The 25,158-nt window shown below is 72.4% G+C and carries 22 protein-coding genes; 9 read left to right on the top strand and 13 right to left on the bottom strand.

Features of this window, described 5'->3' with window-relative positions; genetic code table 11:
* Window positions 1-67: 67 nt before the first annotated feature.
* The 9 genes from ACEZDE_RS12385 to ACEZDE_RS12345 form a co-directional block, all read right to left on the bottom strand.
* Window positions 68-1,219 (bottom strand): ABC transporter ATP-binding protein, encoded by a 1,152-nt coding sequence (locus ACEZDE_RS12385; RefSeq protein WP_380535549.1) that lies wholly within the window; start codon window positions 1,217-1,219, stop codon window positions 68-70.
* 21 nt (window positions 1,220-1,240) lie between these two features.
* A complete protein-coding gene (locus tag ACEZDE_RS12380; RefSeq protein WP_380535547.1) occupies window positions 1,241-2,308 on the bottom strand; it encodes an ABC transporter ATP-binding protein in 1,068 nt (355 codons plus the stop codon).
* A gap of 55 nt (window positions 2,309-2,363) precedes the next feature.
* Complete coding sequence (locus ACEZDE_RS12375; RefSeq protein ID WP_380535546.1) at window positions 2,364-3,359, bottom strand: ABC transporter permease; 996 nt, start codon at window positions 3,357-3,359, stop codon at window positions 2,364-2,366.
* A gap of 138 nt (window positions 3,360-3,497) precedes the next feature.
* Window positions 3,498-5,288 carry an ABC transporter substrate-binding protein gene (locus ACEZDE_RS12370; RefSeq protein WP_380535544.1) on the bottom strand — a complete coding sequence of 597 codons (1,791 nt, stop codon included), beginning with the start codon at window positions 5,286-5,288 and terminating at the stop codon, window positions 3,498-3,500.
* A gap of 78 nt (window positions 5,289-5,366) precedes the next feature.
* Window positions 5,367-6,398 (bottom strand): ABC transporter permease, encoded by a 1,032-nt coding sequence (locus ACEZDE_RS12365; protein ID WP_380535543.1) that lies wholly within the window; start codon window positions 6,396-6,398, stop codon window positions 5,367-5,369.
* Between the two features lie 505 nt (window positions 6,399-6,903).
* A complete protein-coding gene (locus ACEZDE_RS12360; RefSeq protein ID WP_380535541.1) occupies window positions 6,904-9,204 on the bottom strand; it encodes a hypothetical protein in 2,301 nt (766 codons plus the stop codon).
* A 288-nt stretch (window positions 9,205-9,492) separates the two neighbouring features.
* Window positions 9,493-9,951 carry a DUF6113 family protein gene (locus ACEZDE_RS12355; RefSeq protein WP_380535539.1) on the bottom strand — a complete coding sequence of 153 codons (459 nt, stop codon included), beginning with the start codon at window positions 9,949-9,951 and terminating at the stop codon, window positions 9,493-9,495.
* A 3-nt stretch (window positions 9,952-9,954) separates the two neighbouring features.
* Window positions 9,955-10,932: an N-acetyl-1-D-myo-inositol-2-amino-2-deoxy-alpha-D-glucopyranoside deacetylase gene (mshB, locus tag ACEZDE_RS12350; protein WP_380535537.1), complete on the bottom strand. Its 978-nt coding sequence runs from the start codon at window positions 10,930-10,932 to the stop codon at window positions 9,955-9,957.
* Between the two features lie 97 nt (window positions 10,933-11,029).
* The gene (locus tag ACEZDE_RS12345; RefSeq protein ID WP_380535535.1) at window positions 11,030-11,224 is read right to left on the bottom strand and encodes a hypothetical protein; all 195 of its coding nucleotides are present in this window, start codon (window positions 11,222-11,224) and stop codon (window positions 11,030-11,032) included.
* Between the two features lie 269 nt (window positions 11,225-11,493).
* On the opposite strand from ACEZDE_RS12345, the gene ACEZDE_RS12340 reads away from it, so the two are divergent.
* The 5 genes from ACEZDE_RS12340 (at window position 11,494) to ACEZDE_RS12320 (ending at window position 17,412) form a co-directional block, all read left to right on the top strand.
* Complete coding sequence (locus tag ACEZDE_RS12340) at window positions 11,494-13,632, top strand: S9 family peptidase (RefSeq protein WP_380535533.1); 2,139 nt, start codon at window positions 11,494-11,496, stop codon at window positions 13,630-13,632.
* A gap of 161 nt (window positions 13,633-13,793) precedes the next feature.
* Window positions 13,794-14,783 carry an ABC transporter ATP-binding protein gene (locus ACEZDE_RS12335; RefSeq protein ID WP_380535531.1) on the top strand — a complete coding sequence of 330 codons (990 nt, stop codon included), beginning with the start codon at window positions 13,794-13,796 and terminating at the stop codon, window positions 14,781-14,783.
* Window positions 14,780-15,502, top strand: coding sequence for an ABC transporter permease (locus ACEZDE_RS12330; protein WP_380535529.1), 723 nt, complete (start codon window positions 14,780-14,782; stop codon window positions 15,500-15,502). Before ACEZDE_RS12335 ends, ACEZDE_RS12330 begins: the two co-directional genes overlap by 4 nt.
* Before the next feature lie 72 nt (window positions 15,503-15,574).
* Entirely contained in the window at window positions 15,575-16,810 is a 1,236-nt protein-coding gene (locus ACEZDE_RS12325; protein ID WP_380535527.1) for a histidine kinase, read from the top strand.
* Window positions 16,807-17,412, top strand: coding sequence for a response regulator (locus ACEZDE_RS12320; RefSeq protein WP_380535525.1), 606 nt, complete (start codon window positions 16,807-16,809; stop codon window positions 17,410-17,412). The genes ACEZDE_RS12325 and ACEZDE_RS12320 overlap by 4 nt, the downstream gene beginning before the upstream one ends.
* Window positions 17,413-17,431: 19 nt before the next feature.
* Here ACEZDE_RS12320 and ACEZDE_RS12315 read toward each other — a convergent pair whose 3' ends face one another.
* Both ACEZDE_RS12315 and ACEZDE_RS12310 read right to left on the bottom strand, forming a co-directional pair.
* Window positions 17,432-18,292, bottom strand: a complete 861-nt coding sequence (locus ACEZDE_RS12315; protein ID WP_380535523.1) for a transglutaminase family protein — start codon at window positions 18,290-18,292, stop codon at window positions 17,432-17,434.
* A gap of 71 nt (window positions 18,293-18,363) precedes the next feature.
* Entirely contained in the window at window positions 18,364-19,401 is a 1,038-nt protein-coding gene (locus ACEZDE_RS12310) for a GNAT family N-acetyltransferase (protein ID WP_380535521.1), read from the bottom strand.
* A gap of 112 nt (window positions 19,402-19,513) precedes the next feature.
* Between ACEZDE_RS12310 and fdxA the strand changes: the two genes are divergently transcribed.
* Complete coding sequence (gene fdxA / locus ACEZDE_RS12305; RefSeq protein ID WP_370147204.1) at window positions 19,514-19,834, top strand: ferredoxin; 321 nt, start codon at window positions 19,514-19,516, stop codon at window positions 19,832-19,834.
* A gap of 41 nt (window positions 19,835-19,875) precedes the next feature.
* Window positions 19,876-20,994: a succinyldiaminopimelate transaminase gene (gene dapC / locus ACEZDE_RS12300; RefSeq protein ID WP_380535701.1), complete on the top strand. Its 1,119-nt coding sequence runs from the start codon at window positions 19,876-19,878 to the stop codon at window positions 20,992-20,994.
* 122 nt (window positions 20,995-21,116) lie between these two features.
* Here the strand turns inward: dapC and ACEZDE_RS12295 are convergent, their stop codons facing one another.
* Both ACEZDE_RS12295 and ACEZDE_RS12290 read right to left on the bottom strand, forming a co-directional pair.
* On the bottom strand, window positions 21,117-21,767 hold the full coding sequence (locus ACEZDE_RS12295; protein WP_380535520.1) for an ATP-binding protein: 651 nt from the start codon (window positions 21,765-21,767) through the stop codon (window positions 21,117-21,119).
* Between the two features lie 280 nt (window positions 21,768-22,047).
* Window positions 22,048-23,082 (bottom strand): heavy metal transporter, encoded by a 1,035-nt coding sequence (locus tag ACEZDE_RS12290; RefSeq protein WP_380535518.1) that lies wholly within the window; start codon window positions 23,080-23,082, stop codon window positions 22,048-22,050.
* Between the two features lie 146 nt (window positions 23,083-23,228).
* On the opposite strand from ACEZDE_RS12290, the gene dapE reads away from it, so the two are divergent.
* Window positions 23,229-24,320 (top strand): succinyl-diaminopimelate desuccinylase, encoded by a 1,092-nt coding sequence (gene dapE, locus ACEZDE_RS12285; protein ID WP_380535516.1) that lies wholly within the window; start codon window positions 23,229-23,231, stop codon window positions 24,318-24,320.
* A gap of 43 nt (window positions 24,321-24,363) precedes the next feature.
* On the top strand, window positions 24,364-25,155 hold the full coding sequence (locus ACEZDE_RS12280) for an LOG family protein (RefSeq protein ID WP_380535515.1): 792 nt from the start codon (window positions 24,364-24,366) through the stop codon (window positions 25,153-25,155).
* The last annotated feature ends 3 nt before the right edge of the window (window positions 25,156-25,158 follow it).

Raw genomic sequence — 25,158 nt, 5'->3', positions numbered from 1 at the left:
CGCCGTCGTCCCCGCCCCCGGGGAAGCGGGGACGGGGCCGACGACGCGAGGGGTCGGACGGGGCGGATCAGCTCGCGGTCTCCTCCAGCGCGGTCAGCGCCGGGTCGAGGATGATCTGCTTCTCCCGGGCCGAGGCGATGACGCCCTCCTCCGGGAAGTGGCAGGCTGTCAGGTGGCCGGCCTGGTTGCCGGAGATCTGCACCAGCGGCGGCTCCTGCGAGCCGCAGATGTCCTGGGCCTTCCAGCAGCGGGTGCGGAAGCGGCAGCCGGACGGCGGGTTGATCGGCGAGGGCACGTCGCCGGCCAGCCGGATCCGCTCCCGGCTGGAGGTGCTCGGGTTGGCCTCGGGGGCCGCCGAGAGCAGCGCGTGGGTGTACGGGTGCCGGGGACGGTTGTAGAGCGAGTCGCGGTCGGCCACCTCGACGATCTTGCCCAGGTACATCACCGCGACCCGCTGCGAGAAGTGCCGCACGATCGCCAGGTCGTGGGCGATGAAGAGGAAGGCGATCCCCATCTCCCGCTGCAGCTTCTGCAGCAGGTTCACCACCTGGGCCTGGATCGACACGTCCAGCGCCGACACCGGCTCGTCCGCGATGATCAGCTTGGGGTCGAGCGCCAGCGCGCGGGCGACCCCGATGCGCTGCCGCTGGCCGCCGGAGAACTCGTGCGGGAAGCGGTTGTAGTGCTCCGGGTTGAGGCCGACGATCTCCAGCAGCTCCTTCACCCGGGCCTCGCGGCCACCGGGCGGGTTGATGCCGTTGACCTCCATCGGGCCGGAGACGATCGTGCCGACCGTGTGCCGCGGGTTCAGCGAGGCGTACGGGTCCTGGAAGATCATCTGGATCTCGGACCGCACCGGCGCCAGCTCCTTGCGGGAGGCGTGGGTGATGTCCTGGCCCCGGTAGGAGATCTTCCCGGCGGTCGGCTCCAGCAGCCGGGCCACCAGGCGCCCGGTGGTGGACTTGCCGCAGCCGGACTCGCCGACCACGCCCAGCGCCTCGCCGGTGCGGATCATGAAGTCCACGCCGTCCACGGCCTGGACCGAGCCGACCCTGCGCTTGATGAAGCTTCCCTGCAACACCGGGAAGTGCATGGTCAGATTGCTGACTTCAAGCAGGGGGTCGCCGATCCGGGGCGCCGGGATCTGCGGGTTCGCCGATTCCTGCGGGTCGGTCGGGTCCTGCGGGGCGTTGTCCGCCACGGTCTGCTGCTCACTCATCGTTGTTACCTTGACTCCTGATCAGCCGAGCCGCGGCTGGATCTGCTCGGTGAAGATGGACTGCTTCTGCGCGGGCGTGAGGTGGCAGGCGGACAGGTGTCCGTTGGCCTCGGCGAGCGGGGGGACCGTGGTGGAGCAGCGGTCGTCGGGCACCTGGCCGCGGAAGGCGCAGCGGGGGTGGAACGCGCACCCGGTCGGCGGCCTCAGCAGCGACGGCGGCGTGCCCGGGATGGGCGACAGCGGCACGTCCACGTCCGAGCTGAGGTGCGGGATGGAGCTCAGCAGGCCCCAGCCGTAGGGGTGCTGGGAGCCGGTCAGGATCTGCTCCATGGTGCCGCGCTCGACGCACCGCCCCGCGTACATCACCAGGACCTCGTCGGCGATGTCGGCGATCACGCCGAGGTCGTGGGTGATGAAGATGATCGAGGTGCCGGTCTCCTGCTGCAGGTCCCGGAGCAGGTCCAGGATCTGCGCCTGGACGGTGACGTCCAGGGCGGTGGTCGGCTCGTCCGCGATCAGCAGCTGCGGGTCGTTGACCAGCGCCATGGCGATCATCGCGCGCTGGCGCATGCCGCCGGAGAACTGGTGCGGGTAGTCGTCCACCCGGGTCTTCGGCTGCGGGATGCCGACCCGGGTCAGCATCTCGATGGCCCGCTCGCGGGCCTCGCGCTTGTTGGCGCCGGTGTGCTTCATGTACGGCTCGGAGATCTGCCGCCCGACCGTGTAGTACGGCGAGAGCGCGGTCAGCGAGTCCTGGAAGATCATCGCCATCTTGCTGCCGCGGAGCTTGGAGAGCTCCCGGTCGTGCATGCCGACCAGCTGCTGGCCCTCCAGCAGGATCTCGCCCTCGACCGTGGTGGTGCGGGGGTTGTGCAGGCCCAGGATCGACATGTTGGTGACCGACTTGCCGGAGCCGGACTCGCCGACGATGCCGAGGGTCTGGCCGCGCTCCAGGTCGAAGGAGAGCCCGTTGACGGCTTGGACGAGCCCGTCCTCGGTCGCGAATTTCACGCGCAGGTCACGCACGGAGAGGAACGCGTCCCCGCTGCTCGGCGCAGGGTCGGCCTCAGGCTTGGCAAGGGTGGTCACGGGCAGTTCTCCAGAGAGGCGGTGCGCGGGAAGGCGGGGAGGGGACGGGTGCTGCTCAGCCAAGGCGGACGCGGGGGTCGATCAGCGCGTACGAGGCGTCGATGATCACGTTGAAGATCACGATGGAGAGCGCGCTGAACAGCAGCACGCCCATCTCCAGCGGCAGGTCGCCGGAGTTGACCGAGCTCACCGCGAGCCGGCCGAGGCCGTGCAGGCTGAAGGTGTACTCGGTGATGATCGCGCCACCGAAGACCGCGCCGAGGTCGATGCCGAAGATGGTCAGCACCGGGCCCATGGCGCCGCGCAGGGCGTAGCGGAAGAAGACGTAGGGCTTGGACATGCCCTTGGCGGTGGCGGTGCGGATGTGGTCCTCGGAGAGCTGCTCCAGCATCAGCGAGCGCACCTGGCGGCTGTAGTTGGACCAGAAGATGACCGACATGATCAGCGCCGGGAGCAGCATGCCGTTCAGCGACCCGATCGGGTCCGAGGTCCAGGTGGGGTCCGCGCCGCGGTTGAGGCCCCAGCCGAACCACTGGTTGAAGTAGTAGCTGAACAGCAGGATGGCCAGCGGGCCGAGGAAGTAGATCTGGGTGGACTGCCCGATCAGCGAGACGGAGCTGGCCACCCGGTCGATCGGACGGCCCTGCCGCCAGGCCGAGATGAGGCCCAGGCTGACGCCGATCACCAGGAAGAACGCGGCGCCCATGATCGCCAGCGAGAAGGTGGTCGGGTAGCTGGTCTTGATCGCCGCCCAGACCGGCTGCTGGTTGGCGAAGGAGTAGCCGAAGCAGGGGACGTTGCACTGGCCGAAGGCGGGGAAGTCACGGCCGAAGAAGATCCCGTGCATGAACTTCCAGTACTGCAGGTAGATCGGGTCGCTGAAGCCCATGTTCTCGTTGATCTGGTGGATCAGAGCCGGGCTGCAGTTCTTGCCGCAGGAGAGCAGTGCCGGGTTCGGCACGATCGCGTAGAAGCACACGTAGGTGATCGCGCTGATGCACAGCAGGATGATGACGGCGCCGAGCGCCCGGCGGATCAGGAATGGGAGCATGGATGGGCTCTTCCGAGAGAGGGCGCCGCTGGCGGCCAAGTCGTGAGTGGTGCGGCGGTGCTGGACTGCGGTGGGACAAGGGCCGGGCCGGGCCCGCTCCAGGAGCGGACCCGGCTCGGCGTTACTGCGGCGTCCTCGTTACTTGACGAAGACGTTCGCGGTGTCGATGGCGCCGTACACCTGGTTGTAGCGGATGCCGCCGAGACCGGTGCCGTAGACCTGCAGGAACTTGTCGAAGCCGAACGGGACCTGCGGGACGAAGTCCGCCAGGACCTTGTTGGCCAGGTCGTTCCACTGCTTGGAGGCAGCGGCGACGTCCGGGTTCGCGTTGATCTGGTCGATCGCGGCGTTGGTGGCCGGGTCGTTGAAGTGCGAGTAGTCCGGGTCGCCGGCGCCGATCTGACGGCCGTCGAGCAGCGGCGGGACGACGGTCGAGGCGACCGGCCAGTCCGCGCCCCAACCGGTGCGGTAGATGTCGTACTGGTTCTTCGGGTCGCCGATCTTCGTGTAGTACGTGGTCGGGTCGAGCGGCTGGGCCACGAAGTTGAAGCCGGCGTTGTCGAAGGCGTTCTTCAGCGCGACCGAGATCTTCTGCCAGCGCGGGGTGTTGGCGTAGGCGAAGACCAGCTTGTAGCCGGACTTGCCGGCCGTGCTCAGCAGCGACTTGGCCGTGGCCGGGTCACCGTTGGGGTGCGTCAGCATGTTGAACGGGTCGCTCTTGGTCCAGCCGCCGACGGTCGGGCTGATCAGGGTGGTGCCCTGGTCGAGCTGCGAGGGACCGCCGTAGAGCTTCTGGATCTCGGCCATCGGGAAGGCAGCGGCGATGGCCTTGCGGACGTTGAGGTCGGTGACCCGCGTCATGTTGATGTTCAGGTACTCGACGTACGGCTGGTACTGGGAGACCGTGCGGTCCTTGTACTGGGCGCCGCCGAGGATGGTGTCGCTCTGGCTGGCGTCCGCGACGGTCGACAGCGACAGTGCGTCGGCGTCAGTGCCGGTGCTCTGCTCCAGACGGGTCGTCAGCGCCGGGTTCTGCACGCCCAGCTCGAACGTCCAGCTGTCCGGGTAGGCGGTGCGGATCGGGTCCGTCTTCGGGTCCCAGTTGGGGTTGCGGACCAGCGTCAGCTTCTTGTTGGGCTGGTAGTCGCTCGGGCTGGCCAGCATGTACGGGCCGTCCGACTGGAAGTTCAGGTTGTACTGCGCCTTGGTGTCCTTGGCCTGCTCGATGGCCCCGATGTTCGGCATCGCGGCCGCGTACGGGAAGTCCGCGTGAGCGGTCTGCAGGTGGAACACGATGGTGCTGGCGTCGGGGGTGCCGATCACCGTGTCGGGCAGCGACTGGCCGGTGTAGGGGCCCTTGTAGGCGCCCTTGCGGTAGTCCTGGCCGGAGAGCCAGATCGGCACGTAGGTCGGGCCCTGGGTCTCGAAGTCGGCGTAGAGGCGCTCGACCGCGTACTTGACGTCCTTGGACGTGATCGCGGTCCCGTCCTGGAACTTCAGGCCGGACTTGAGGTGGTAGGTCCAGGTCTTGCCGCCGTCGGACATGTCGCCGGTGTCCGTGGCGAGGTCGCCGACCAGGATGGTCTTGCCGTTGGCGTCCGTCTTGTAGCCGGTGAGCGAGCGGTTGTAGAGCCCGACGATCGCCAGCTCGTTGCTGACGTAGATCTGGCCCGGGTCGGTGTAGTCGAAGCCGGCCGGCTCGATGTCGTGAACCGTGCCACCCGTCTTCGCGCCGGCCACGGCCGGTGCGGGACCGGTGGAGTCGGCCTTGCTGCCCAGGCCGAAGGCCTGGACGGTGGAGGTGGCGCCGGTCGCACCGGACTTGCCGCCACCCGCGGGGGCCTTGCTCCCGCTGCTGCCGCAGGCCGAGAGGGCGAGTGCGCCCGCGGCGGCCATCGCCACGATGGCCATGGTCTTGCGCTGTCTCATGGATTCCTACCTGTCACTTATTCACCGGGCTGGCAAACAAACCACCGACCGAGGACCGGCTGGCGGGTTTTGGGACACTCAACGCACGGTCTTGGGATCGAGAGCGTCCCGGACCGCGTCTCCGAGCAGGTTGAAGGCGATCGTGAAGACCATCAACGTGATGCCCGGAACGAGGAGGAAGAAGGGGTCGGTCTGGGTCACCGGCACGGCGTCCTGGAACATGCGGCCCCAGTCGGGGGTCGGTTCGAGCATGCCGACGCCGAGGAAGGACAGACCCGCTTCGGTGGTCACGAAGCCGGAGAGGCTCAGCGTGGACTGGACCAGGATGGTCGTGCCCAGGTTGGGCATCAGCTCCTTGCGGATGATCCGCCAGGGCGACGCGCCGCTGATCTTCGCGGCTTCGATGAACTCGCGTTCGCGCAGGCTCAGCGTCATCCCGCGGAGCAGTCGGCCGAGGCCCATCCAGCCCAGCAGCACCTGGACCAGGATCAGCGCGGTCGCGCGCAGCCAGGACGGGGTGGCGTTCTCCGGGCTGATGAAGATCGCCAGGATGACCGGGGTGAAGGCGATCAGGAACAGCTGCTGCGGGAACGCCATCATCAGGTCGGAGACCCGGCCGAGGAAGTAGTCGGTCTTCCCGCCCAGGTAGCCCTGCACCAGGCCGATGGCCACACCGATGATCGTGCTGAGGAGGCACGCGACGATCGAGATCAGCAGGGTGGTCCGGATCCCGTAGATCAGCCGGGTGAAGACGTCGAAGCCGAGCCCGCCGGGCTCAAGCCCCAGCCAGAAGTGGCTGCTGACCCCGCCGAGCGAGCCGTACGGCATGCCCGAGGCGTCGGTGAGGGTCGGGTCGTTGAGCCCGTACGTGGTGTACGGGTTCTTGCCGTAGAGCTTCGCGATCAGCGGCGCGAGGGCGGCGACCAGCAGGTAGAGGGAAATGATCCCGGCGCAGACGAGGGCGACCTTGTTGCGCTTGAACCGTATCCACGCGAGCTGGCCGGGGGAGCGCCCGATCAGTTCCGCGTCGGCTATGCCGTCGATGTGGCTGTCGGCCACTCCGGCCGGGTCGGCCGGTGGGTCGAGCGCAGCCTGGGTTGGCATGGTCATCGTGCGAATGCTCCCGCCCGCTGGGTGTTGCTCGTGCAAAAGATTTGGGTGGGACGGACTCTGGCAACTGATTTATCTGGCCGTCAAGGGGCATCCCTGCTTCCGAGATCTAGTTGCGTCTTCCGTTCTTCAACCAGTCCCAGGTTGTGTCCGAAAAGTTATTGACGCTCCCGACTTGATACGGACATCAAGGACAGAACGCTTCAAATATTGTTCACAAGCTCGTTACAAGTATTTCGTGACACCGCTATGCGGACAGCCCTGCTGCCACCCCGTGCTGTGGTGCTGGAGGGGGGTAATGTCCGTTTAGTCGCATTGCAAACCCGCGCACTTTTGCCCGGCCGAAAGCTTCGGCCTTGTTGAATTTGTGACACGAGTTGATTTCTGGGAATCTGCCGACCGGGGTCTGCCCGCGCTGGTCGGGGTTCAATCCCAGCCCCGTACACGCCGCGGCGGGCCCGGGCCGAGGACCGGGCCCGCCCGTGTGCTGCGGCTGCTGCCGCGACTACGGCAGGGTGACCGTCCGGGAGCTCCCGGACGCCTGGGTGAGCAGCTGGGTCAGCGCGGTCGCGATGTCCTGCGGGGTGACCGGGCCGAGCACGCCGCCGTGCTTGGTCTGCACGTTGGCGAAGGCGGTGCCGTAGGCCTGCTGCAACTGCGCCAGGTCGAAGACCGGGACCATCCGGCCACTGGCGTCCGGACGCAGCGTCAGCGCCTTGCTGAAGGTGATCTTGCCGAACAGCTGGCTGGCGCCCTGGACCCGGACCGTGAAGATGTTCTTGGCCGCGTAGTCCCCCAGGGTCTTGGCGGCGGCCTTCACCGCGGCGGCCGAGACCTTGGGCTGGCTGGTGGTCACCTGGAGGGTGATCGGGTGGTCCGGCAGGCCCGCGGCGCGCTCGTGGTAGGCCTGCTCCACCAGCCCCACCGCGGCGTTGACGTCCAGGGCGGTGCCAGGCTTCGGCAGCACGGTGACCACGTCGCCGGCCGAGGTGAAGCTGACGTAGCCCTCCTTGGCGGCGCCGGCCCCGCTGCCGCCCAGCAGCTGCAGTGCGGAGCGCAGCTTGGCCTGGTCGATGTGGACCACCGGCGGGACCGGGTGGGTGCCGCCGAACAGCGATTCGATCACGTCGGCCGGGTTGTAGCTGTGGTGTGCGACGCCCTGGACGGTCGCGGTGGTGTCGATGCTCAGCCCGGCCACGGAGGTCTGCAGCAGCACCGTCCGCCCGCCGATCACCAGTTGCAGCGGCTTGGCCGCCTGGACGCCCACGGTGCCGTCCAGCGTGTGCACGGCCGCGTCGCGGGTGTCGCCGCCGATGTCCTGGCCCAGCACGGTGGTGCCCTTGGGCACGTCCGCCTGATTGAGCATCAGCCCGGCCCCGTAGGCGACCCCGCCCAGCAGGACCAGCAGACCGACCGCGGTGACCACCAGTTTCCGGCCACGGGAGGCTGCCTTGCCCTTGCGCACGGCGGGCTTGCCCGGGGCGGCCCCGGCCTCGGGGCTCTCCTTGCGCGGCGGGGCTCCGGCGCCGCCGGTGCCCCCGGCGAAGCCGTCGCCGACCGAGCTCCCGGGCCCGGACGGGCGCGGCGGCGCGGGCGGTCCGGTCCGGGTCGGGGCGGGCGCGGGCGCCTGGGCAGCGGCAGCTCGGTCGGCCTGGGCGGACGCCGCCGTGGCGCCGCGCGGGCTGGGCCGGGGCGCGCGGGGCGCTCCGCCGCCCACCGGGCCCTGTTGCGGGCCCGCGGGGCGCTCCTGGGCCGGCGTGACGCCGGGGCCGAAGCCGGGGGCCGGAGCGAAGCCCTGGGGCGGCCTGGACGGCAGCGGCCGGGTCTGCTCCTGGCCCGGCGGCGGGGCGGCCGGGTCGAACACGCCGAGCGGCATGGTGGCGTCCATGGCGTCCGGCGCGGCGGGCAGGTCGGCGCCGCCCACGATCAGACCGCTGTTCATCCCGACCGGGCGTCCGCCGTTCGCCCGGGGCGGACCGGCCTGACCGGCCGGGGGCTGCGGCTCGGGCTCCGGCGTCCGGTAGGGCTGCTGCTGGTAGACCGGGCGGCCGTAGTCCGGCGGCTGCGGCTGCTCGTACGTCGCGGGCGGCTCGTAGACCGGGGGCGGGAAGCCGGACTGGTCGAACGCCGCCTGGTCGAAAGCTGACTGGTCGTAGCCGGGACGGTCGAAGGCGGCCTGGTCGTAGCCGGGGGCCTGGTGGGCCGGGGGCTCGAACGCGGGGGGCTGCTGGGCGGCGGGGCGCTCGAAGGCCGGGGCCGGGGGCTCGAACGGCGACGGTGCGGGCGGCGGGGTCGGCCGCGCCGCTGCGGGTGGCGGCGTCGGGGCGGCCTGCGGCGCGGGCGCGGCGGGCGGCGGGGTGGGCGCCGGGGCCGCCGCGGGCTGGCCCTTCTTGCGCGGGGCGAACCAGGTGCTGGGCGCCTCGGGCTCGTCGGCCGTCTCCGCGGGTCCGGACGCGGCGGACGGGGCGCTCTCGGCCCCGGTGCGCCACTCCGGCGGCAGGTCCGGCATCGAGGTCGTGCCGTTGGCTGAATCCATCACCCCGAGCACCGGCGAGCTGCCCGCGCCGGAGCGGTGCCGCGGCCCGTTCGGGGCCGGCGGCTCCTGGCCCGGCGCGCCGTCCTCGGCACCGCCGCCCTCGCCCGGCAGCGGGCTGCGCACGACCACCGGCGGGATCGGCCGGGAGCCGGGGATGTTGATGCTGATCCTGGTGGTGAGCGTCGTCTCGGTCCGCGGCTCCTCGGCCGGCGGCTCCGGCGGGGTGCCGCCCGGCTGACCGGCCCGGGGGAAGGCAGGATCACTGGGCATCCCGTACGGGGGAGTCCCCGAGGGATAGGCGTCCGCACCCGGACGGGGCGGCGTCGGCGACGAACTGTCAGTTTCTCGGCTCACTACGTCTGCTCCGGTTCGCCCCGGCATCCGGTGGACGCGGGTGCGGTTGTGGATCGTCGGTCCCGCCGACTGGGGCCGGTGCCCGCGCATCCTCGCGCCGTCGGCACCACCCCCGTGTGTGCGGGCACCACCTTACTGGCCGCGGGTGGCCGCTGGTATGCCTGCCGTGAAGTGAGGCCGTGCCCCCCTTCGGTGGATTCGGTGTCAGTGCTGTGCGCTTCTCCTGACGGTGCGCAGGGCTTCGGGCGAGGGCATGGTGGCGCAGATCACGGCGATCGCGAGCCCGCCGAGCAGGAACACGAACGAGCCGAGGTCCGCCGCGACCAGGAAGTCCCCCTCCGGCCGGGGCGCGTTCGCCAGCAGCAGCACCACGAACCAGCCGACCGCGGGCAGGCCCGCGCCGAGCTTGGTGCCGGTGAGCGTCCGCCCGCCGTAGAACAGCGCGAGCGCCCCGGCCAGGGCCAGCACCAGGCCGCCGGGGAACCACAGGGCCTGGACGAAGCACCCGGCCAGGCCGACCGCCGCGCCGAGCACGGTGAGCAGCACATAGGCGGCGGTCCGGCCGCGGGATGGGCCGGTCCGGTCCACCGGTTCGGGGCGCGGGGAGGAGGAGCGCGGCGCGGGGACGACGGCCCGTCCGGTGCGGTCCTGGGGTCGGCTCATCGGTCAGGCCCCTTCGTTCGGGCGGCTGTTGTCGGAGTGTTCGGTTTCCGGGCGTTCGGCTTCCAGCGGTTCGGCTTCCAGGCCGGCGAACAGGTCGTCCTCCCGGGCGGAGCCCTCGGCCGGTGCGGCCTCGCCGCGGACCAGCCGGTAGAACTCGGTGTCCGGCAGCGGCTGGCCGAGGTCGTTGGAGAGCGCGAAGAAGGGCCCGTCCACCGTGATCTGGGTCCGGTGCGCGTGCATCGCGGCGACCTTGCGGGCGGTGTGCGGGCCGCCCTCGACCGCGGTGGTGACCAGCTCGTCCGGGACCACGCCGGGGACGTCCCCGGGACCGGCCACGCCCGCGAACGGGGACTGCTCCCCGGCCGCGCGCAGGGCCGCGGTACCGGCGTCCAGCACCGACTTCGGGACGCAGTTCCAGTAGACCTTGGCGATGTCGTGGGCCGGGCCCAGCTCCGGGCGGAAGTCGGGGTCGGCGGCCAGGTCGTAGGCCCGCATCGCGACCCGGTGCGCCTGGATGTGGTCCGGGTGGCCGTAGCCGCCGTTCTCGTCGTAGGTCACCAGCACGTCCGGACGGGTCTCCCGGACCACGGCGACCAGCTCGGCGGCGGCCTGGTCCAGGTCGGCCTGCCAGAAGCAGTCGGGGTGCTTGTTGCTCGGCACGCCCATCATCCCGGAGTCGCGGTAGCGCCCGGGACCGCCCAGGATGCGGTGGTCGGTCACGCCCAGCGCGGCCATCGCCTCGGCCAGTTCGCCCGCGCGGTGCCCGCCCAGGGCGTCGTCCCGGTCGGCGGCGAGGTGCCGCAGCTCGGGGCCGATCACCTCGCCCTCCTCGCCCAGGGTGCAGGTGACCAGGGTGACCAGGGCGCCCTCGGCGGCGTAGCGGGCCATGGTGGCGCCGTTGCCGATGGACTCGTCGTCGGGATGCGCGTGGACGAGGAGCAGGCGGCGTGCCGCCGAGGGGGCGTCAGGCAGGGCTGTCATGACGGTCAGCCTACGGGCAGAGGCCGACAGCGGCCCTTGCCGGGCCGTCGGACCCTCGGCTGCGGACCCGGCTGCCGATCCCTCAGATGCGGATCCCTCAGATACGGATCCCTGAGATCATCCCGGCGACGTTGGTGGTCAGCGAGTGCAGCGGCTGGGCGATCGAGGTGGACGCCAGGTAGAACCCGAGCAGGGTGCAGGCCAGGGCGTGCCACAGCTTCAGGCCGGAGCGCCGGATCAGCAGCACGACGATGACCAGCATCAGGACAGCGGCGGAAATCGGCAGAACCATCTCGACTCACCTCTCAGCAGGGGCACGGCGGGGACGGCCGTGCCGACGGGGCGGGGCGGGTAGTGGCTACCCAGGGAGTAACCGGGAGGTCACTTTCCGTCATCATGCATATGCCGGGGCGCCGGTGCACGACCGCGCTGTCCGCGTCGCGGCCGCGGGCCGCGGCGAAGGCAGCCGAACGGGCGAGCGAAAACGCTGGGACGTTTGCGAACCAACCCTCCGTCGCAAGGCGACCGCTCCCGCCGCCGGAGGGGCTCTAGGGTCGGGGCATGACCACGGAGACCACCTTCCCCCGCCAGTACTCGCGGACCCTGCGCTTCACCCTCGGCGCCCCGCGCTCCTTCACCGTCTCCCCGGACGGCCGCCGGGTCGTCTTCCTCCGCTCCGCGGGCGGAGCCGAACGGGCGAACCTGCTGCACGTAGTGGATCTTGCGAGTGGCGCTGCTCCGTTCGAGCGAGTGGCCGCTGACCCCGCGGTGCTGCTGGGCTCGGGGGAGGAGCAGCTGACCCCGGAGGAGCGGGCCCGGCGCGAGCGCAGCCGCGAGGGCTCGGCCGGGGTCGTCGGCTACGCCACCGACGCCGGGGCGGCGCTGGCCGCGTTCGCGCTGTCCGGACGGCTGTTCACCGCGGACCTGACCGGGACGGCGGCCGGCCGGGCCGGGGAGCTGCCCGCGAGCGGACCCGTGCTGGACCCCCGGCCCTCGCCGGACGGCCGCCACATCGGCTACGCCACCGTCGGCGGCGAACTGCGTGCCATCGCCGCGGACGGCACCGGCGACCGCGCGCTGGCCTCTCCCGCCGAGGGCGAGCAGGGCGAGGTGACCTGGGGCCAGGCCGAGTTCATCGCCCAGGAGGAGATGGGCCGCAGCCGCGGCTTCTGGTGGTCCCCCGACAGCGACCGGCTGCTCGCCGCGCGGGTCGACAACAGCCCGGTGCAGCGCTGGTGGATCGCCGACCCGGCCAACCCGGACCGCCCGGCGACCGAGGTCGCCTACCCCAGGGCCGGGACCGCGAACGCCGATGTCTCGCTCGCCGTGCTCGGCCTGGACGGCGGCAGGACCGAGGTCGACTGGGACCGCTCGGCGTACCCGTACCTGGCCCGGGTGCACTGGTCGGCGGGCGGGCCGCCGCTGCTGCTGGTGCAGTCCCGGGACCAGCGCCGCCAGCAGGTGCTGGGCCTCGACCCGGACACCGGCGGCACCACCGTGCTGCACCAGGAGCAGGACCCGGTCTGGCTGGAACCGCACAGCGGCGTCCCGGCCTGGACCGGGGACGGGCGGCTGGTCCGGATCGCCGACGTCGGGGGAGCCCGGGTCCTGGTGGTCGGCGAGCAGCCGCTGACCACGGCGGCGCTGCAGCTCAGGGCGGTGCTGGAGGTCGGCGCCGAGGAGGTGCTGATCACCGCCGCGGCCGGGGAGGCGGCCGAGGAGCCGGAGATCGGCGAGGTGCACGTGTACCGGGTGTCCACGGCCGGCGGCGGGATCAGCAGGGTGAGCGACCACCCCGGCTACCACTCCGCCGTCGCCGGCGGCCCGGTCACCGTGCTCTCCTCGGCGGCGCTGGACCGCTCCGGCGCCACCGTGCGGGTGCTGCGCGACGGCGGGCCGGTCGCGGTGGTCGCCTCGTACGCGGAGGCCCCGGTGCTGACCGCCCGTCCGCTGCTCGGCCTGGCCGGAAAGCGCCGCATCCCCTCCGCGGTGCTGCTGCCCACCGGCTACGACCGGGACCGGGACGGCCTGCTGCCGGTGCTGATGAACCCCTACGGCGGCCCGCACGGGCAGATGGTGCTGGCGGCGCGGAACGCCCACCTCACCTCGCAGTGGTTCGCCGACCAGGGCTTCGCCGTGGTCGTCGCCGACGGCCGCGGCACCCCGGGCCGCAGCCCGGCCTGGGAGCAGGCCGTCGCCTTCGACTTCGCCGGGACCACCCTGGACGACCAGGTCGAGGCACTGCACGCGCTCGCCGAGGAGCACCCGCTCGATCTCGCCAGGGTCGGCATCCGCGGCTGGTCCTACGGCGGCTACCTGGCCGCGCTGGCGGTGCTGCGCCGCCCCGACGTGTTCCACGCCGCGGTGGCCGGGGCCCCGGTCACCGACATGGCCCTGTACGACACCCACTACACCGAGCGCTACCTCGGCCACCCGGACCAGCGCCCCGAGGTCTACGCGGCCAACTCGCTGATCGCCGACGCGCCGAAGCTGCGCCGCCCGCTCCAGCTGATCCACGGCCTGGCCGACGACAACGTGGTGGTCGCGCACACCCTGCGGCTCTCCTCGGCGCTGCTGGCCGCGGGCCGCCCGCACGAGCTGCTGCCGCTGTCCGGGGTGACCCACATGACCCCGCAGGAGGAGGTGGCGGAGAACCTGCTGCTGCTCCAGGTGGACTTCCTGAAGCGCTCGCTGGGCTGACCACGCCGGTGTGACCGTGCCGCCGGTTCCGGCATGACGTCTGTCATGCCGGGATCGGGAGGCCAGGCACTGCCGCCGGGCGCCCCGGCTCGGCCACTCTGGTCACTGTCAGCAGGACGGCGACCGGCCGGCCGGGGCGACGACAGGGAGCGCAGCAGGCGATGACTACGTCCGTAGAGCACAGCACGGGGGCGGGACGAAGGGGGCCCGGCTCGGGGGAGGTCGCGGCCTTCCGCAACGTCAGCAAGTCCTTCGGCGCGGTCCGCGCGGTCAGCGACGTCAGCCTCACCCTGCACCCGGGCGAGACGGTGGCCTTCCTCGGCCCCAACGGCGCGGGCAAGTCCACCAGCATCGACATGCTGCTCGGCCTGCGCGAGCCCAGCTCGGGCAGCGTCAGCCTGTTCGGCGGAACCCCGCGGCAGGCCGTCCTGGACGGCCGGGTCGGCGTGATGCTGCAGAGCGGCGGCCTGATGCCGGACGTGAAGGTCCGCGAGCTGGTGAAGTTCGCCTGCGACATCCACCCGCGCGGCTACGACGTCGACGACGTGCTGAAGACCGCCGGGATCAGCGACCTCGGCGACCGGCTGGTCGACAAGCTGTCCGGCGGCCAGGAGCAGCGGGTCCGCTTCGCCATCGCCACCGCGGGGGACAGCGACCTGATCGTCCTGGACGAGCCCACCACCGGCATGGACGTCTCCGCCCGGCAGGCCTTCTGGGCCGTCATGCGGGCCCAGGCCGACGCCGGACGCACCGTCCTGTTCGCCACCCACTACCTGGAGGAGGCGGACTCCATCGCCGACCGGGTGCTGGTGGTGCACAAGGGCCGGCTGATCGCGGACGGCACGGCGGCGGACATCAAGGCGCGGGCCGGCCTCCGCAAGATCTCCTTCGACCTGCGTCTCGACGACGGCGCCGACCTGGCGCTGCTCAACAACCTCCCGGGCGTCACCTCGTTGGACATCAGCGGCCACACCGTCCGGATCAACAGCAACGACGCCGACGCGGCGGTCGCCGCGATCTACCGGGCCGGCTTCTACCCGCGCGGCCTCGAAGTCACCGGGGTGGGCCTGGAGCAGGCCTTCCTCACCATCACCGGCGAGCAGGACGCCGCCGACGAGTCCGCTTCGCTGGCCGAGGAGAACGCCCGATGAACACGCTGATCAAGCTCGAAGTCCTGCGGATCCTCCGCAACCGCCGCTACCTGATCTTCGCGGTGCTGCTGCCGGTCGGCATGTACCTGCTGATGATCAACGCCTACAAGGGCGTGGACACCCTCAACGGGGTGTCGGTCAAGGCGTACTTCATGGTCTCCATGGCCACCCTGGGCGTGGTCTCCGCCTCGATGAACACCAACGCCATGCGGATCGCGCTGGAGCGCAAGAGCGGCTGGGCCCGCCAGCTCCGGCTGACCGCCCTGCCCAGCTACGGCTACGTGGTGTCCAAGATCGCCTCCACCGCGGTGTCCACCCTGCCCGCGATCGTGGTCACCTTCGCCATCGGCTACACCCAGGGCGTCAAGCTCTCCGGGTCCACCTGGCTGATTCTGGCGCTGACCCTGTGGTTCGGCGGATTCGTGTTCGCCGCGCTGGGCGTGGCCCTCGGCTACGCCGCCGCACCCGACTCGCTCCAGCCGATCGTGATGATCTTCTACATGGCGCTGCTGATGCTCGGCGGCACCTACTTCCCGATCAGCGGCGGGTTCGGCGACTTCGCCAAGTGGACGCCGCTGGCGCTGTTCAACCAGATCGGCCGAGTGGTCCAGACGGACAGCTCGATCGGGGCGGGTCCGATCACCGCGATCCTCGCCTACGCCGCGGCCTTCGCCGGTCTGGCAGCCTTCCTGTACCAGCGGGACCGCCGCGAGGCCTGATCCGCCCGCCACCACCAGCCGCCGGGGACGCTCCGTCCCCGGCGGCGCAGCCGTGAGAAGGGAGCGCGCGCCATGGCCGAGTCCCACGGGCCCCGCATCGGGCAACCGCCGGAGAACCGCAGGCAGATGCTGGTCAAGCTGTGCTGGATGCTGATGTGGCTGATCTACCTGGCCTACCCGGTCAGCGATCTGCTGGCGGGCAGCCACGGGGTGCCGGCCCGGATCCTCGGCTGGGTGCTGCTGGCGCTGTTCCTCGGCTGCTACGTCAGCCTGGTGGTGCGCCGTCAGCTGCCGGGGCAGCCCGGCCGCCGGTGGCCCGCCAGCCTGGTCGCGCTCGGCGGGATGTTCGTGATGGCCGCCGTCTCCAGCTACACGCTCGGCGGCAACTGGCTGGCGCTGTTCACCTACACCGCGGTCTCGGCCGGGATCGTGCTGCCGCCGCGCTGGGCGCTGGCGGGGGTGGCCGGGACCACCGCCGCCCTGGTCGTGGTCGGGCTGACCTGCCCGGACCCGGTCACCGGCGGCAGCCTCGCGCCGATCGCGCTCAGCGCCTTCCTCGGCGGCGCGGCGATGACCGGGATCCAGCGGCTGGTGCGCACCATGGAGGAGCTGCGGGAGGCTCGGCAGGCGGTGGCCGCGCTGGCCGCCTCCGACGAGCGGCTGCGGATGGCCCGCGACCTGCACGACCTGCTCGGCCACTCGCTCTCGCTGATCACCCTGAAAAGCGAGCTGACCGCCCGCTTCCTGGACCAGGAGCGCTACCCGGAGGCCCGCGCCCAGGTCAAGGACATCGAGAAGGTCAGCAGGCAGTCCCTGGTGGACGTGCGCGAGGCGATCGGCGGCTACCGCCGCCCCAAGCTCGCGGTGGAGATCGCCGCCGCCAGGACGGCGCTGCACGCCGCCGACATCGCGGTGGAGAGCGACCCCGGCCTCGCCGAACCGCATCCCGGCCTCGGCCCGGACCAGGAGGGCGCGCTCGGCTGGGCGCTGCGCGAGGCGGTCACCAACGTGGTCCGGCACAGCGGCGCCGAGAACTGCACGGTACGGCTGGCCGAGTACCCGGAACCGGACGGCTCGCGCTCGCTGCGGCTGGAGGTGGCTGACGACGGCGTGGGCGGCCGTCGCGGCAGCCACGTCCGCCCCGGCAACGGCCTGACCGGCCTGGCCGAGCGGCTGACCCTGGCCGACGGCAGCCTGGAGGCCGGTCCAGGACCGCGCGGCCGGGGCTTCTCGGTCCGGGCGGCGGTGCCGCTGCGGGCCGCGATGGCTCCCGCGGACGAACCCGTGGCCGGTACCGTGCAGCAGTGATCAGAATTCTTCTCGCCGAGGACCAGGGCATGGTCCGCGAAGCCCTCGCCGCACTGCTGGGTCTGGAGGGCGACATCGACGTGGTCGCCCAGGTCTCCCGGGGCGACGAGGTGGTGGACGCGGTGCGGGCCAACGGCGTCGAGGTCGCCGTGCTCGACATCGAGATGCCGGGCCTGACCGGCATCGAGGCCGCCGCCGAACTGCGTCGGACCCATCCGGCGGTCAAGATCGTGATGGTGACCACCTTCGGCCGCCCCGGCTACCTGCGCCGGGCGATGGAGTCCGGCGCGGACGCCTTCCTGGTCAAGGACGCGCCCGCGGAGCAACTGGCCGAGGCGGTGCGCCGGGTGCTGCGCGGCGAGCGGGTGATCGACCCGACCCTGGCCGCCGCGGCGCTGGCCGAGGGCGCCGACCCGCTCACCTCGCGCGAGCGCGACGTGCTGGCCGCGGCGGCGGACGGCTCGGCCAACGCGGAGATCGCCAAGCGGCTGCACCTGTCCGAGGGCACGGTCCGCAACTACCTCTCGGCCGCCATCCAGAAGACCGCGGCCCGCAACCGCACCGAGGCGGTCCGCATCGCCCGGGAGAAGGGCTGGTTGTAGCGGGGCCGCTGACGGCGCCTCAGTTGAGCCGGTAGCGGGCCGCCCTGGCCTCCAGCCGGACCCGGGCGGCCGAGTCGGGGTCGAAGGCGTCGAGGATCTCGGCGTAGGAGTCCATCTCCCGCGCGCCCTCGGTGAAACGGCCGGTCTTGACCAGCAGTTCGGCGCGCTCCAGCCGCAGTTGGGCCGGATGGCGGGGGAGCAGCAGCGACAGCTCGGTGGCCCAGAGCTGGGTGCGGGCGTGCTCCGGGCGGGCCCCGGCCCAGGCCCGGATGTTGCCGAGCACCCTGAGCACGATGTCCAGCGGCTCGGCCGGGCGCAGCAGGTCGGCGCCGAGCGGGTAGCCTGCCTCGGCGGCGATCGCGGCGGCGTCCTCGTGGGAGAGCACCCGGCCGCCGTGGAACGGGTCGGCGAGCACGTACTCGCCGTCCGGGTCGCCCACCCCGACCAGGAAGTGGCCGGGCAGGGCGACCCCGTACACCGGCAGGCCGAGCGCCCCGGCGACGTTGATCCAGACGATCGAGACGGTGATCGGCAGCCCGCGTCCGCGCCGCAGCACCTGGTGCAGCAGCGAGGACTCCAGCCGCTTGTAGGCGCCGGGGCCGCCGCGGAGGTCGGCCGAGCCGGCCAGGGCCCCGGCCAGCAGCGCCGCGGTCTCGGCCGGCGAGGGGTGGTCGGCGCCCCGGAACGCGCTCGCGGCCAGCCGGGTGAGCCGGTCCAGGGCCAGCCTGGCCGGGGCCAGGCAGGCGTCCAGGCCGCCGTCCTCGGCGCCGGTGTCGGGTTCGAGGTCCTCCTCGAAGCCCATCAGCAGGCAGAGCTGAGCCACGTCGGGCGTTCCGCCTCGGGCCTCGGCGGCGAACCGCGCTCTGCTGTCCTCGGTCATCGCGGGGGATTCTATGCGGCCCGCGGCGGAGCTGAGTACGCATCAGCTCCGCCGCGCCGCCCGGACCGGCGCTACTCCTGCGGGGCCCGCCGGTAGTGGTAGCGGTGGTGGGTGGCGAACCCCAGCCGCCGGTACATCGCGAGGGCGGCCGCGTTGTCCGACTCGACCTGGAGGTAGGCCAGGTCGGCGCCCTCGTCGGCGGCGGCGCGGGCGAGCGCGGCCATCACCGCGGAGCCGAGTCCGCGCCGCCGGTGCCCGGCGGAGACCTCGACCGCGCTGAAGCAGACCCAGCGCCCGTCCACCACCGCGCGCCCGATCGCGGCGGGCGCGGCGCCGGGGTCGTCCGGGTCCGGCACGGTGGCGAACCATACCGAGGGGCCGCCGCGGAGCACCCCGAGCGCGGTCGCGGCGGCGGTCGGGTCGGCGGCCCGGTGGTAGCGGGAGATCCAGGCCGGACCCGGCTCCCGGTCGAGCCGGACGCCGTCCCTCGGCGCCGCGTCGAGCAGCGGGGACAGCGGGGCGGTCTGCTCCAGCGCGGAGCCCTCCGCGGTCCAGCCCAGGGCCGCCAGCCGGGCGTCCAGGGCGTCGTCGGCGTCCTCGGCGCCGGTGGTGACCTGGAGGTAGGTCGGCAGGCCGCGCTGGTCGTACCAGCCGCGGGCCCGCTCCAGGGCCCGGTCCAGCGGCAGTCCGGAACCGCCCAGGACCAGCACCGAGTTGGCCCGCTTGGTGAAGCCGCCGGAGGCCCGCAGGGTCCACTCGCCGAGCGGCTCGGTCTCCGCGGCGGGCCAGTTCCGGGCCGCGATCCGGCCCAGCTCGACCGTGCCCACCGCCCGGTGCGCGGCCACCGCGCCCCGGCCGCGGCGGACCGGGGCCGGCGGCACCGGCTTGCCCGCGACCAGGGTCTCCTGGCGGATCGCGACCGCCGCGCCGGTGCGGTCGACGACCGTCAGCACCCCGTCGTCCCACGATGTGAGCACGCCGACGACGTCGCCGAATACCGGACGACCTTGTGAAACCTCCAGAATCCTCCGTACCGAAACGCGTCTGCCCAGGTCAGATGGGGTGATGTGGATCTCTGCCCGTGCATGTCCGATAGTGTTGTCCGCCATACCCGCCACCTCCGGTGCAACCGCCGTCCTGGAACGGCGATACTAGGGGCGGGCATCGACGACGCCGCGCTCCCCTGCGCGAATGCCAGCCCCTACGAGGAGGAACGTCAGCGTGACCTACGTCATCGCGCAGCCTTGTGTCGACGTGAAGGACAAGGCGTGCATCGAAGAATGCCCCGTCGACTGCATCTACGAGGGCAAGCGGTCCTTGTACATCCACCCCGACGAGTGCGTGGACTGCGGAGCCTGTGAGCCCGTCTGCCCCGTCGAGGCGATCTTCTACGAGGACGACACCCCGGACGAGTGGAAGGACTACTACAAGGCGAACGTCGACTTCTTCGACGACCTCGGCTCGCCCGGTGGCGCCTCCAAGCTCGGCCTGATCGACAAGGACCACCCGTTCATCGCGGCCCTCCCGCCGCAGAACCAGTGACCTCTGCCGTGAGCAACGCGCACGACCGCACCGCCGCCGAGCTGCCCCTTCCCGGAGGGGCGGCTCGCCGCGTTTCCGGCCTGCTGCCGGTGTTCCCCTGGGACCGGCTGGAGCCCTACAAGGCCACCGCCGCCGAGCACCCGGACGGCATCGTGGACCTCTCGGTCGGCACCCCGGTCGACCCGGTGCCCGAGCTGGTGCAGAACGCGCTGACGGCGGCGGCCGACAGCCCCGGCTACCCGACCGTCTGGGGCACCCCCGCGCTGCGGGACGCCCTGGTCGGCTGGTCCGAGCGGCGGCTCGGCGCGAGCGGGCTGACCCACCGGCACGTACTGCCGCTGGTCGGCTCCAAGGAACTGGTCGCCTCGCTGCCGACACAGCTGGGCCTCGGTCCGGGGGACCGGGTGGCCTACCCGCGGCTGGCCTACCCGACCTACGAGGTCGGCGCGCGGCTGGCCAGGGCCGAGCACACGGTCTACGACGACCCGTGGGAGCTCGACCCGGCCGGGCTGAAGCTGCTCTGGCTGAACTCCCCGTCCAACCCGACCGGACGGGTGCTGACGGTCGCCGAACTGCGCCGTACCGTCGGCTGGGCCAGGGAGCACGGGGTGCTGCTGGTCAGCGACGAGTGCTACCTGGAGCTGGGCTGGGAGGCCGAGCCGGTCTCGGTGCTGCACCCGGACGTCTGCGACGGGGTCTACGACGGCCTGGTGGCGGTGCACTCGCTGTCCAAGCGCTCCAACCTGGCCGGCTACCGGGCGGCCTTCCTGGCCGGGGACCCGGCGGTGCTCGGCGAGCTGCTGGAGATCAGGAAGCACAGCGGCCTGATGGTCCCGGCCCCGGTGCAGGCGGCGACGGCGGCCGCACTCGCGGACACCGCCCACGTCGAGCAGCAGCGCGCCCGCTACGCCGCCCGACGCTCGGCGCTGCGCGGCGCACTGGAGGCCTGCGGCTTCCGGATCGAGCACTCCGAGGCCAGCCTCTACCTCTGGGCCACCCGGGACGAGCCCTGCTGGGAGACCGTCGCCGACCTGGCCGAGCACGGGGTGCTGGTGGCGCCGGGCGAGTTCTACGGCGCGGCCGGGGCGCGCTTCGTCCGGATCGCCCTCACCGCGACGGACGAGCGGATCAGCGCGGCGGTGCAGCGGCTGAAGGCGTGACCGGGCAGACCGGAACGAACGCGGGTGGGGCCCGGAAGCGATGTGCTTCCGGGCCCCACCCGCGTTCCGTGCCGCTGTGCTGACGTGCCGCTGTGCTGACGTGCCGCTGTGCTGCCGGACCGTCAGACCGGGAGGCCGCCGCCGGCCAGCGGCAGCGCCTGGGTGACCGCGCCCAGCGAGGAGGTGTCGCCCAGCGCGGGCAGCCCGCCGAGCCGCTGCGCGGGCGCGGCGGCGGGGTCGGTGGCGCCGCTCAGCGCGGAGGTGGCCTGGCCCAGCGGCAGCTGGTCCACCGGCAGGCTGCCCAGCGGCAGCGAGGACAGCGCACCGGTGGCCGAGTCGGTCGCGGGCAGCCCGGTGTTGCCGGTGCCGACCGGGATCGCCCGGGTCGCGCCGGAGGCGGAGCCGGCCAGGCCGCTGGAGGCGGCCGTGGTGGAGCCGGCCACCTGGGCCAGCTCGCCGGTGGTCGAGCCGAGCATGCTGTCGGCCTGGGGCAGCGCCTTGGCGGTCGCCCCGCCGGCCGCGTCGGTGACCGAGGGCACCGTGGAGGCGACCGCGTCACCCGCGCCGTTGCCGGTCAGGTCGCCGGTCTGGTGCGCGGCGGACTGCACGTCGTCGCCCAGGGCGCCGCTGTCGAGCCGGCTGAGCCCACCCAGGTCGGGGACGCCGGGCAGCGCGGGCGCCGCGTGCGCCACACCGGTCAGCACGGCGGGGACCGCACCGGCGGCGACGACGAACGCGGCCTGGACGATCCGGCGCGAGAGGGGGAGAGACATGGTGCTCCTCGTGGAGATGGGGACAGTGCCAGTCCGGCGGGCGGACGTGGTGACTACCGCCTGAGGAGCGAGAAGGTTGCGGCCGACCCGGGCAAAGAATTCCTAAACATCGCATTATCTTTTTCGGTGCAAATGCGGACGAAATGACGCGGTGTCAGCAATCCGAGGGAAGGTTTCTTCTCGTAATGCCGGGGCTGTTGACGATGCGCACGTATTCTCCGCAACTCGCCGGGGCACTAGGCCGTCCGGATGGCCCCGGCGTCAACCCGCCGGAGCGCGGTTAACCCGCGACGGTGATCCGTACCGAGGTGGCCGACGCCGCCGTCGCCGCGCCCGCCGCGGTCGGCTGCCAGCCCTTGGCCGAGACCGAGCCGCTCTGCCAGGTCCGGCCCGCGTAGGACACCGCGGTGATGTGCAGCTGCTGGCAGTTGGCGACGGCCCACTGCGCCACCGCCCAGCCCAGCTGCTTCCCGGCCGCGCCCCCGCCGGTCCCCACGGCCAGGTCCAGGCCCCGCGCGGCGGCCGAGGCGGAGGCCGATCCCGGGCCGGAGGCGGCGGCGGAGCCGGTCGCGGCGGGCAGCGGCGCCGCCGCCACCGGCGTCACGCTCCGGCCGAAGTCCTTGGTCAGCGTCCTGGCCACGGTCGCCGCGCCCGGCTGCAGCCCGTCCGAGCTGACCGCGCCCGCCGCCGCCGTGCCGACGCCGTTGACCGTGCAGTTCAACGTCGCCGGCAGCCGCCCGGTCAGCGCCCCGGCCAGGGTGGTGGCGTCGTCCTCGTGCTGGGCGTAGGCGTCCGGGTAGCCGCTGTGCTGGACGTCCTGGGCGGCCACGGTCAGCGGCAGCTGCGCGTAGCCGGGGATCCGCACCAGCTTGTCCAGGAACTTGCCGGTCGCGTAGACCGGGTCGGCGATCTGCGCCGGGGTGCCCCAGCCCTGCGAGGGCCGTTGCTGGAACAGGCCGATCGAGTCCCGGTCGCCGGCCGGGAGGTTCTCCAGTCGGGACTCCTGCATCGCCGTGGCCAGTGAGATGGCCACCGCGCGCTCGGGCAGGTCGCGGGAGATCGCCACCGCGCTGATGGTGCCCGCGTTGCCCATCTGCGTGACGCTGAGGTCGACGATCCCGTCGCTGGTGTCCACCTCGCAGCCCTCGGACAGCGCCGGGATCGGCAGCAGGTCGCGGTGCCGGTTCAGATAGAGGCCGCCCGCCGTCAGCAGGCCGACCACCAGCAGGAACGGGAGCAGGCAGCCCATCCAGCGCCGCCGCCTGCTGCGCACAGGGGAGGTCTCCGCGGAGTCCATGATCGACTTCAGGCTCACCCGGCTGCTCCTCCTCACGGTGTTCGATGCACCCTACCGACTCGGACGGCCCCGTGGTCCTACCGGTTCGCTGGGCCCCGCCCCGCCGTACCCACCGGTCGGACGATCCGGCCGCAGCCGAGCCCCACGCCGTATCGTGGCTGCTCATGACTCGCTCCCCTGCCGCCACCGCGGCCGCACCTGTGCTGGATCTCACCCTGTCCGGAGGCGAACTCACCGCCCAACTGGTCGACGTCCCGTCGGTCAGCGGCGACGAGCGGGTGCTCGCCGACGCGGTCGAGGCCGCCCTGCGCGCACTGCCGCACCTCACCGTGGACCGGGACGGGGACGCCGTCGTCGCCAGGACGAACCTGGGCCGGGCCGAACGGATCGTGCTCGCCGGGCACCTGGACACCGTGCCGATCGCCGACAACCTCCCGTCCCGGGTCGACGGCGACCTGCTCTACGGCTGCGGCACCTCCGACATGAAGGCCGGCGTCGCGGTCCAGCTCCGGATCGCGGCGACCGTCGCCGACCCCAACCGCGACCTCACCTTCGTCTTCTACGACTGCGAGGAGGTCGAGGCCCCCCGCAACGGCCTCGGCCGGCTCGCCCGGAACCACCCGGACTGGCTCGCCGCCGACTTCGCGGTGCTGATGGAGCCGAGCAACGCCCAGGTCGAGGGCGGCTGCCAGGGCACCATGCGGGCCACCGTCAGCACCGGCGGGCACCGGGCCCACTCCGCCCGCAGCTGGCTCGGCGACAACGCCATCCACAAGGCCGCGCCGATCCTGCAGCGGCTCGCCGACTACACCCCGCGGCTGGTCGAGATCGACGGCCTGGAGTACCACGAGGGCCTCAACGCGGTGCGGATCGAGGGCGGGGTGGCCGGCAACGTCATCCCCGACGCCTGCGCGGTCACCGTCAACTTCCGCTTCGCGCCGGACCGCGACCAGGCCGAGGCCGAGGCGCACGTCCGCGAGGTGTTCGCGGGCTACGACGTGGCGGTCACCGACTCCGCCCCCGGCGCGCTGCCCGGCCTCGCCCACCCGGCCGCCGCCGCCTTCATCGCCGCCACCGCGACCACCCCGCAGGCCAAGTTCGGCTGGACCGACGTGGCCCGCTTCTCCGCGCTCGGCGTCCCCGCCGTCAACTACGGCCCCGGCGACCCCAACCTCGCGCACACCCGGGAGGAGCACTGCTCGCTGTCCGCGGTCACCGAGTGCGAGAAGCGGATCCGGGACTGGCTGCAGGGCTGAAGATCCCACCCGGGGGTCGGTACGGGTCGTACCCTCCGTAGGTATGACGAAGGACGAGCGGTTCCCGGTGGCCAAGAAGATCGCGGAGAAGCGGCGCGGCCCCGTGCTGCTCCGCGGCGAGCAGGTGGACAGCAGCACCACCGACCAGCGCCTGCTGGACTCGGCACAGAACTCGGACTGGCTGCACACCGACCCCTGGCGGGTCATGCGGATCCAGTCCGAGTTCGTCGAGGGCTTCGGCACGCTGGCCGAACTCGGCCCCGCCATCAGTGTGTTCGGCTCGGCCCGGACCCCGGTCGACTCACCCGAGTACGAGGCCGGGGTGCGGATCGGCCGGGCGCTGTCCGAGGCCGGCTACGCGGTGATCACCGGCGGCGGCCCCGGCGCGATGGAGTCGGCCAACAAGGGCGCGCACGAGGCCGGCGGCACCTCGGTCGGCCTCGGCATCGAGCTGCCGTTCGAGCAGGGCCTGAACCAGTACGTCGACCTGGGGCTGAACTTCCGTTACTTCTTCGTCCGGAAGACCATGTTCGTGAAGTACAGCCAGGGCTTCATCGTGCTGCCCGGCGGCTTCGGCACCCTGGACGAGCTGTTCGAGGCGCTGACCCTGGTGCAGACCCACAAGGTCACCCGGTTCCCGGTGATCCTGTTCGGGGTGGACTACTGGTCCGGGCTGGTCGACTGGGTGAAGCGGACGGTCATCGCCGAGGGCAAGGCCTCGCCCTCGGACCTGGAGCTGATCCAGCTCACCGACTCGGTGGACGAGGCGCTGAAGATCCTGGACGACGCCGCCCGCCGCAACGGCGTGCAGAACCCGGCGCACAGCCCGGAGTAGCGG

The sequence above is a fragment of the Streptacidiphilus cavernicola genome (assembly GCF_042510955.1).
In the GTDB taxonomy this organism is placed as follows: Bacteria; Actinomycetota; Actinomycetes; order Streptomycetales; family Streptomycetaceae; genus Streptacidiphilus; species Streptacidiphilus cavernicola.
The sequence above is the reverse complement of the archived record's forward strand: the minus strand, read 5'-3'. Positions and strand labels throughout refer to the sequence as shown.

Excerpts from the sequence above, each read along its gene's own strand:
- ACEZDE_RS12325 (WP_380535527.1), top strand. The coding sequence starts at position 15,575 with ATGGCCGAGTCCCACGGGCCCCGCATCGGGCAACCGCCGGAGAACCGC.
- ACEZDE_RS12375 (WP_380535546.1), bottom strand. The coding sequence starts at position 3,359 with ATGCTCCCATTCCTGATCCGCCGGGCGCTCGGCGCCGTCATCATCCTG.
- dapE (WP_380535516.1), top strand. The coding sequence starts at position 23,229 with ATGACTCGCTCCCCTGCCGCCACCGCGGCCGCACCTGTGCTGGATCTC.
- ACEZDE_RS12385 (WP_380535549.1), bottom strand. The coding sequence starts at position 1,219 with ATGAGTGAGCAGCAGACCGTGGCGGACAACGCCCCGCAGGACCCGACC.
- ACEZDE_RS12330 (WP_380535529.1), top strand. The coding sequence starts at position 14,780 with ATGAACACGCTGATCAAGCTCGAAGTCCTGCGGATCCTCCGCAACCGC.
- ACEZDE_RS12340 (WP_380535533.1), top strand. The coding sequence starts at position 11,494 with ATGACCACGGAGACCACCTTCCCCCGCCAGTACTCGCGGACCCTGCGC.
- ACEZDE_RS12315 (WP_380535523.1), bottom strand. The coding sequence starts at position 18,292 with ATGACCGAGGACAGCAGAGCGCGGTTCGCCGCCGAGGCCCGAGGCGGA.
- ACEZDE_RS12365 (WP_380535543.1), bottom strand. The coding sequence starts at position 6,398 with ATGACCATGCCAACCCAGGCTGCGCTCGACCCACCGGCCGACCCGGCC.
- ACEZDE_RS12355 (WP_380535539.1), bottom strand. The coding sequence starts at position 9,951 with ATGAGCCGACCCCAGGACCGCACCGGACGGGCCGTCGTCCCCGCGCCG.
- ACEZDE_RS12345 (WP_380535535.1), bottom strand. The coding sequence starts at position 11,224 with ATGGTTCTGCCGATTTCCGCCGCTGTCCTGATGCTGGTCATCGTCGTG.
- ACEZDE_RS12280 (WP_380535515.1), top strand. The coding sequence starts at position 24,364 with ATGACGAAGGACGAGCGGTTCCCGGTGGCCAAGAAGATCGCGGAGAAG.
- ACEZDE_RS12335 (WP_380535531.1), top strand. The coding sequence starts at position 13,794 with ATGACTACGTCCGTAGAGCACAGCACGGGGGCGGGACGAAGGGGGCCC.
- mshB (WP_380535537.1), bottom strand. The coding sequence starts at position 10,932 with ATGACAGCCCTGCCTGACGCCCCCTCGGCGGCACGCCGCCTGCTCCTC.
- ACEZDE_RS12360 (WP_380535541.1), bottom strand. The coding sequence starts at position 9,204 with ATGCCCAGTGATCCTGCCTTCCCCCGGGCCGGTCAGCCGGGCGGCACC.
- ACEZDE_RS12310 (WP_380535521.1), bottom strand. The coding sequence starts at position 19,401 with ATGGCGGACAACACTATCGGACATGCACGGGCAGAGATCCACATCACC.
- ACEZDE_RS12370 (WP_380535544.1), bottom strand. The coding sequence starts at position 5,288 with ATGAGACAGCGCAAGACCATGGCCATCGTGGCGATGGCCGCCGCGGGC.
- ACEZDE_RS12295 (WP_380535520.1), bottom strand. The coding sequence starts at position 21,767 with ATGTCTCTCCCCCTCTCGCGCCGGATCGTCCAGGCCGCGTTCGTCGTC.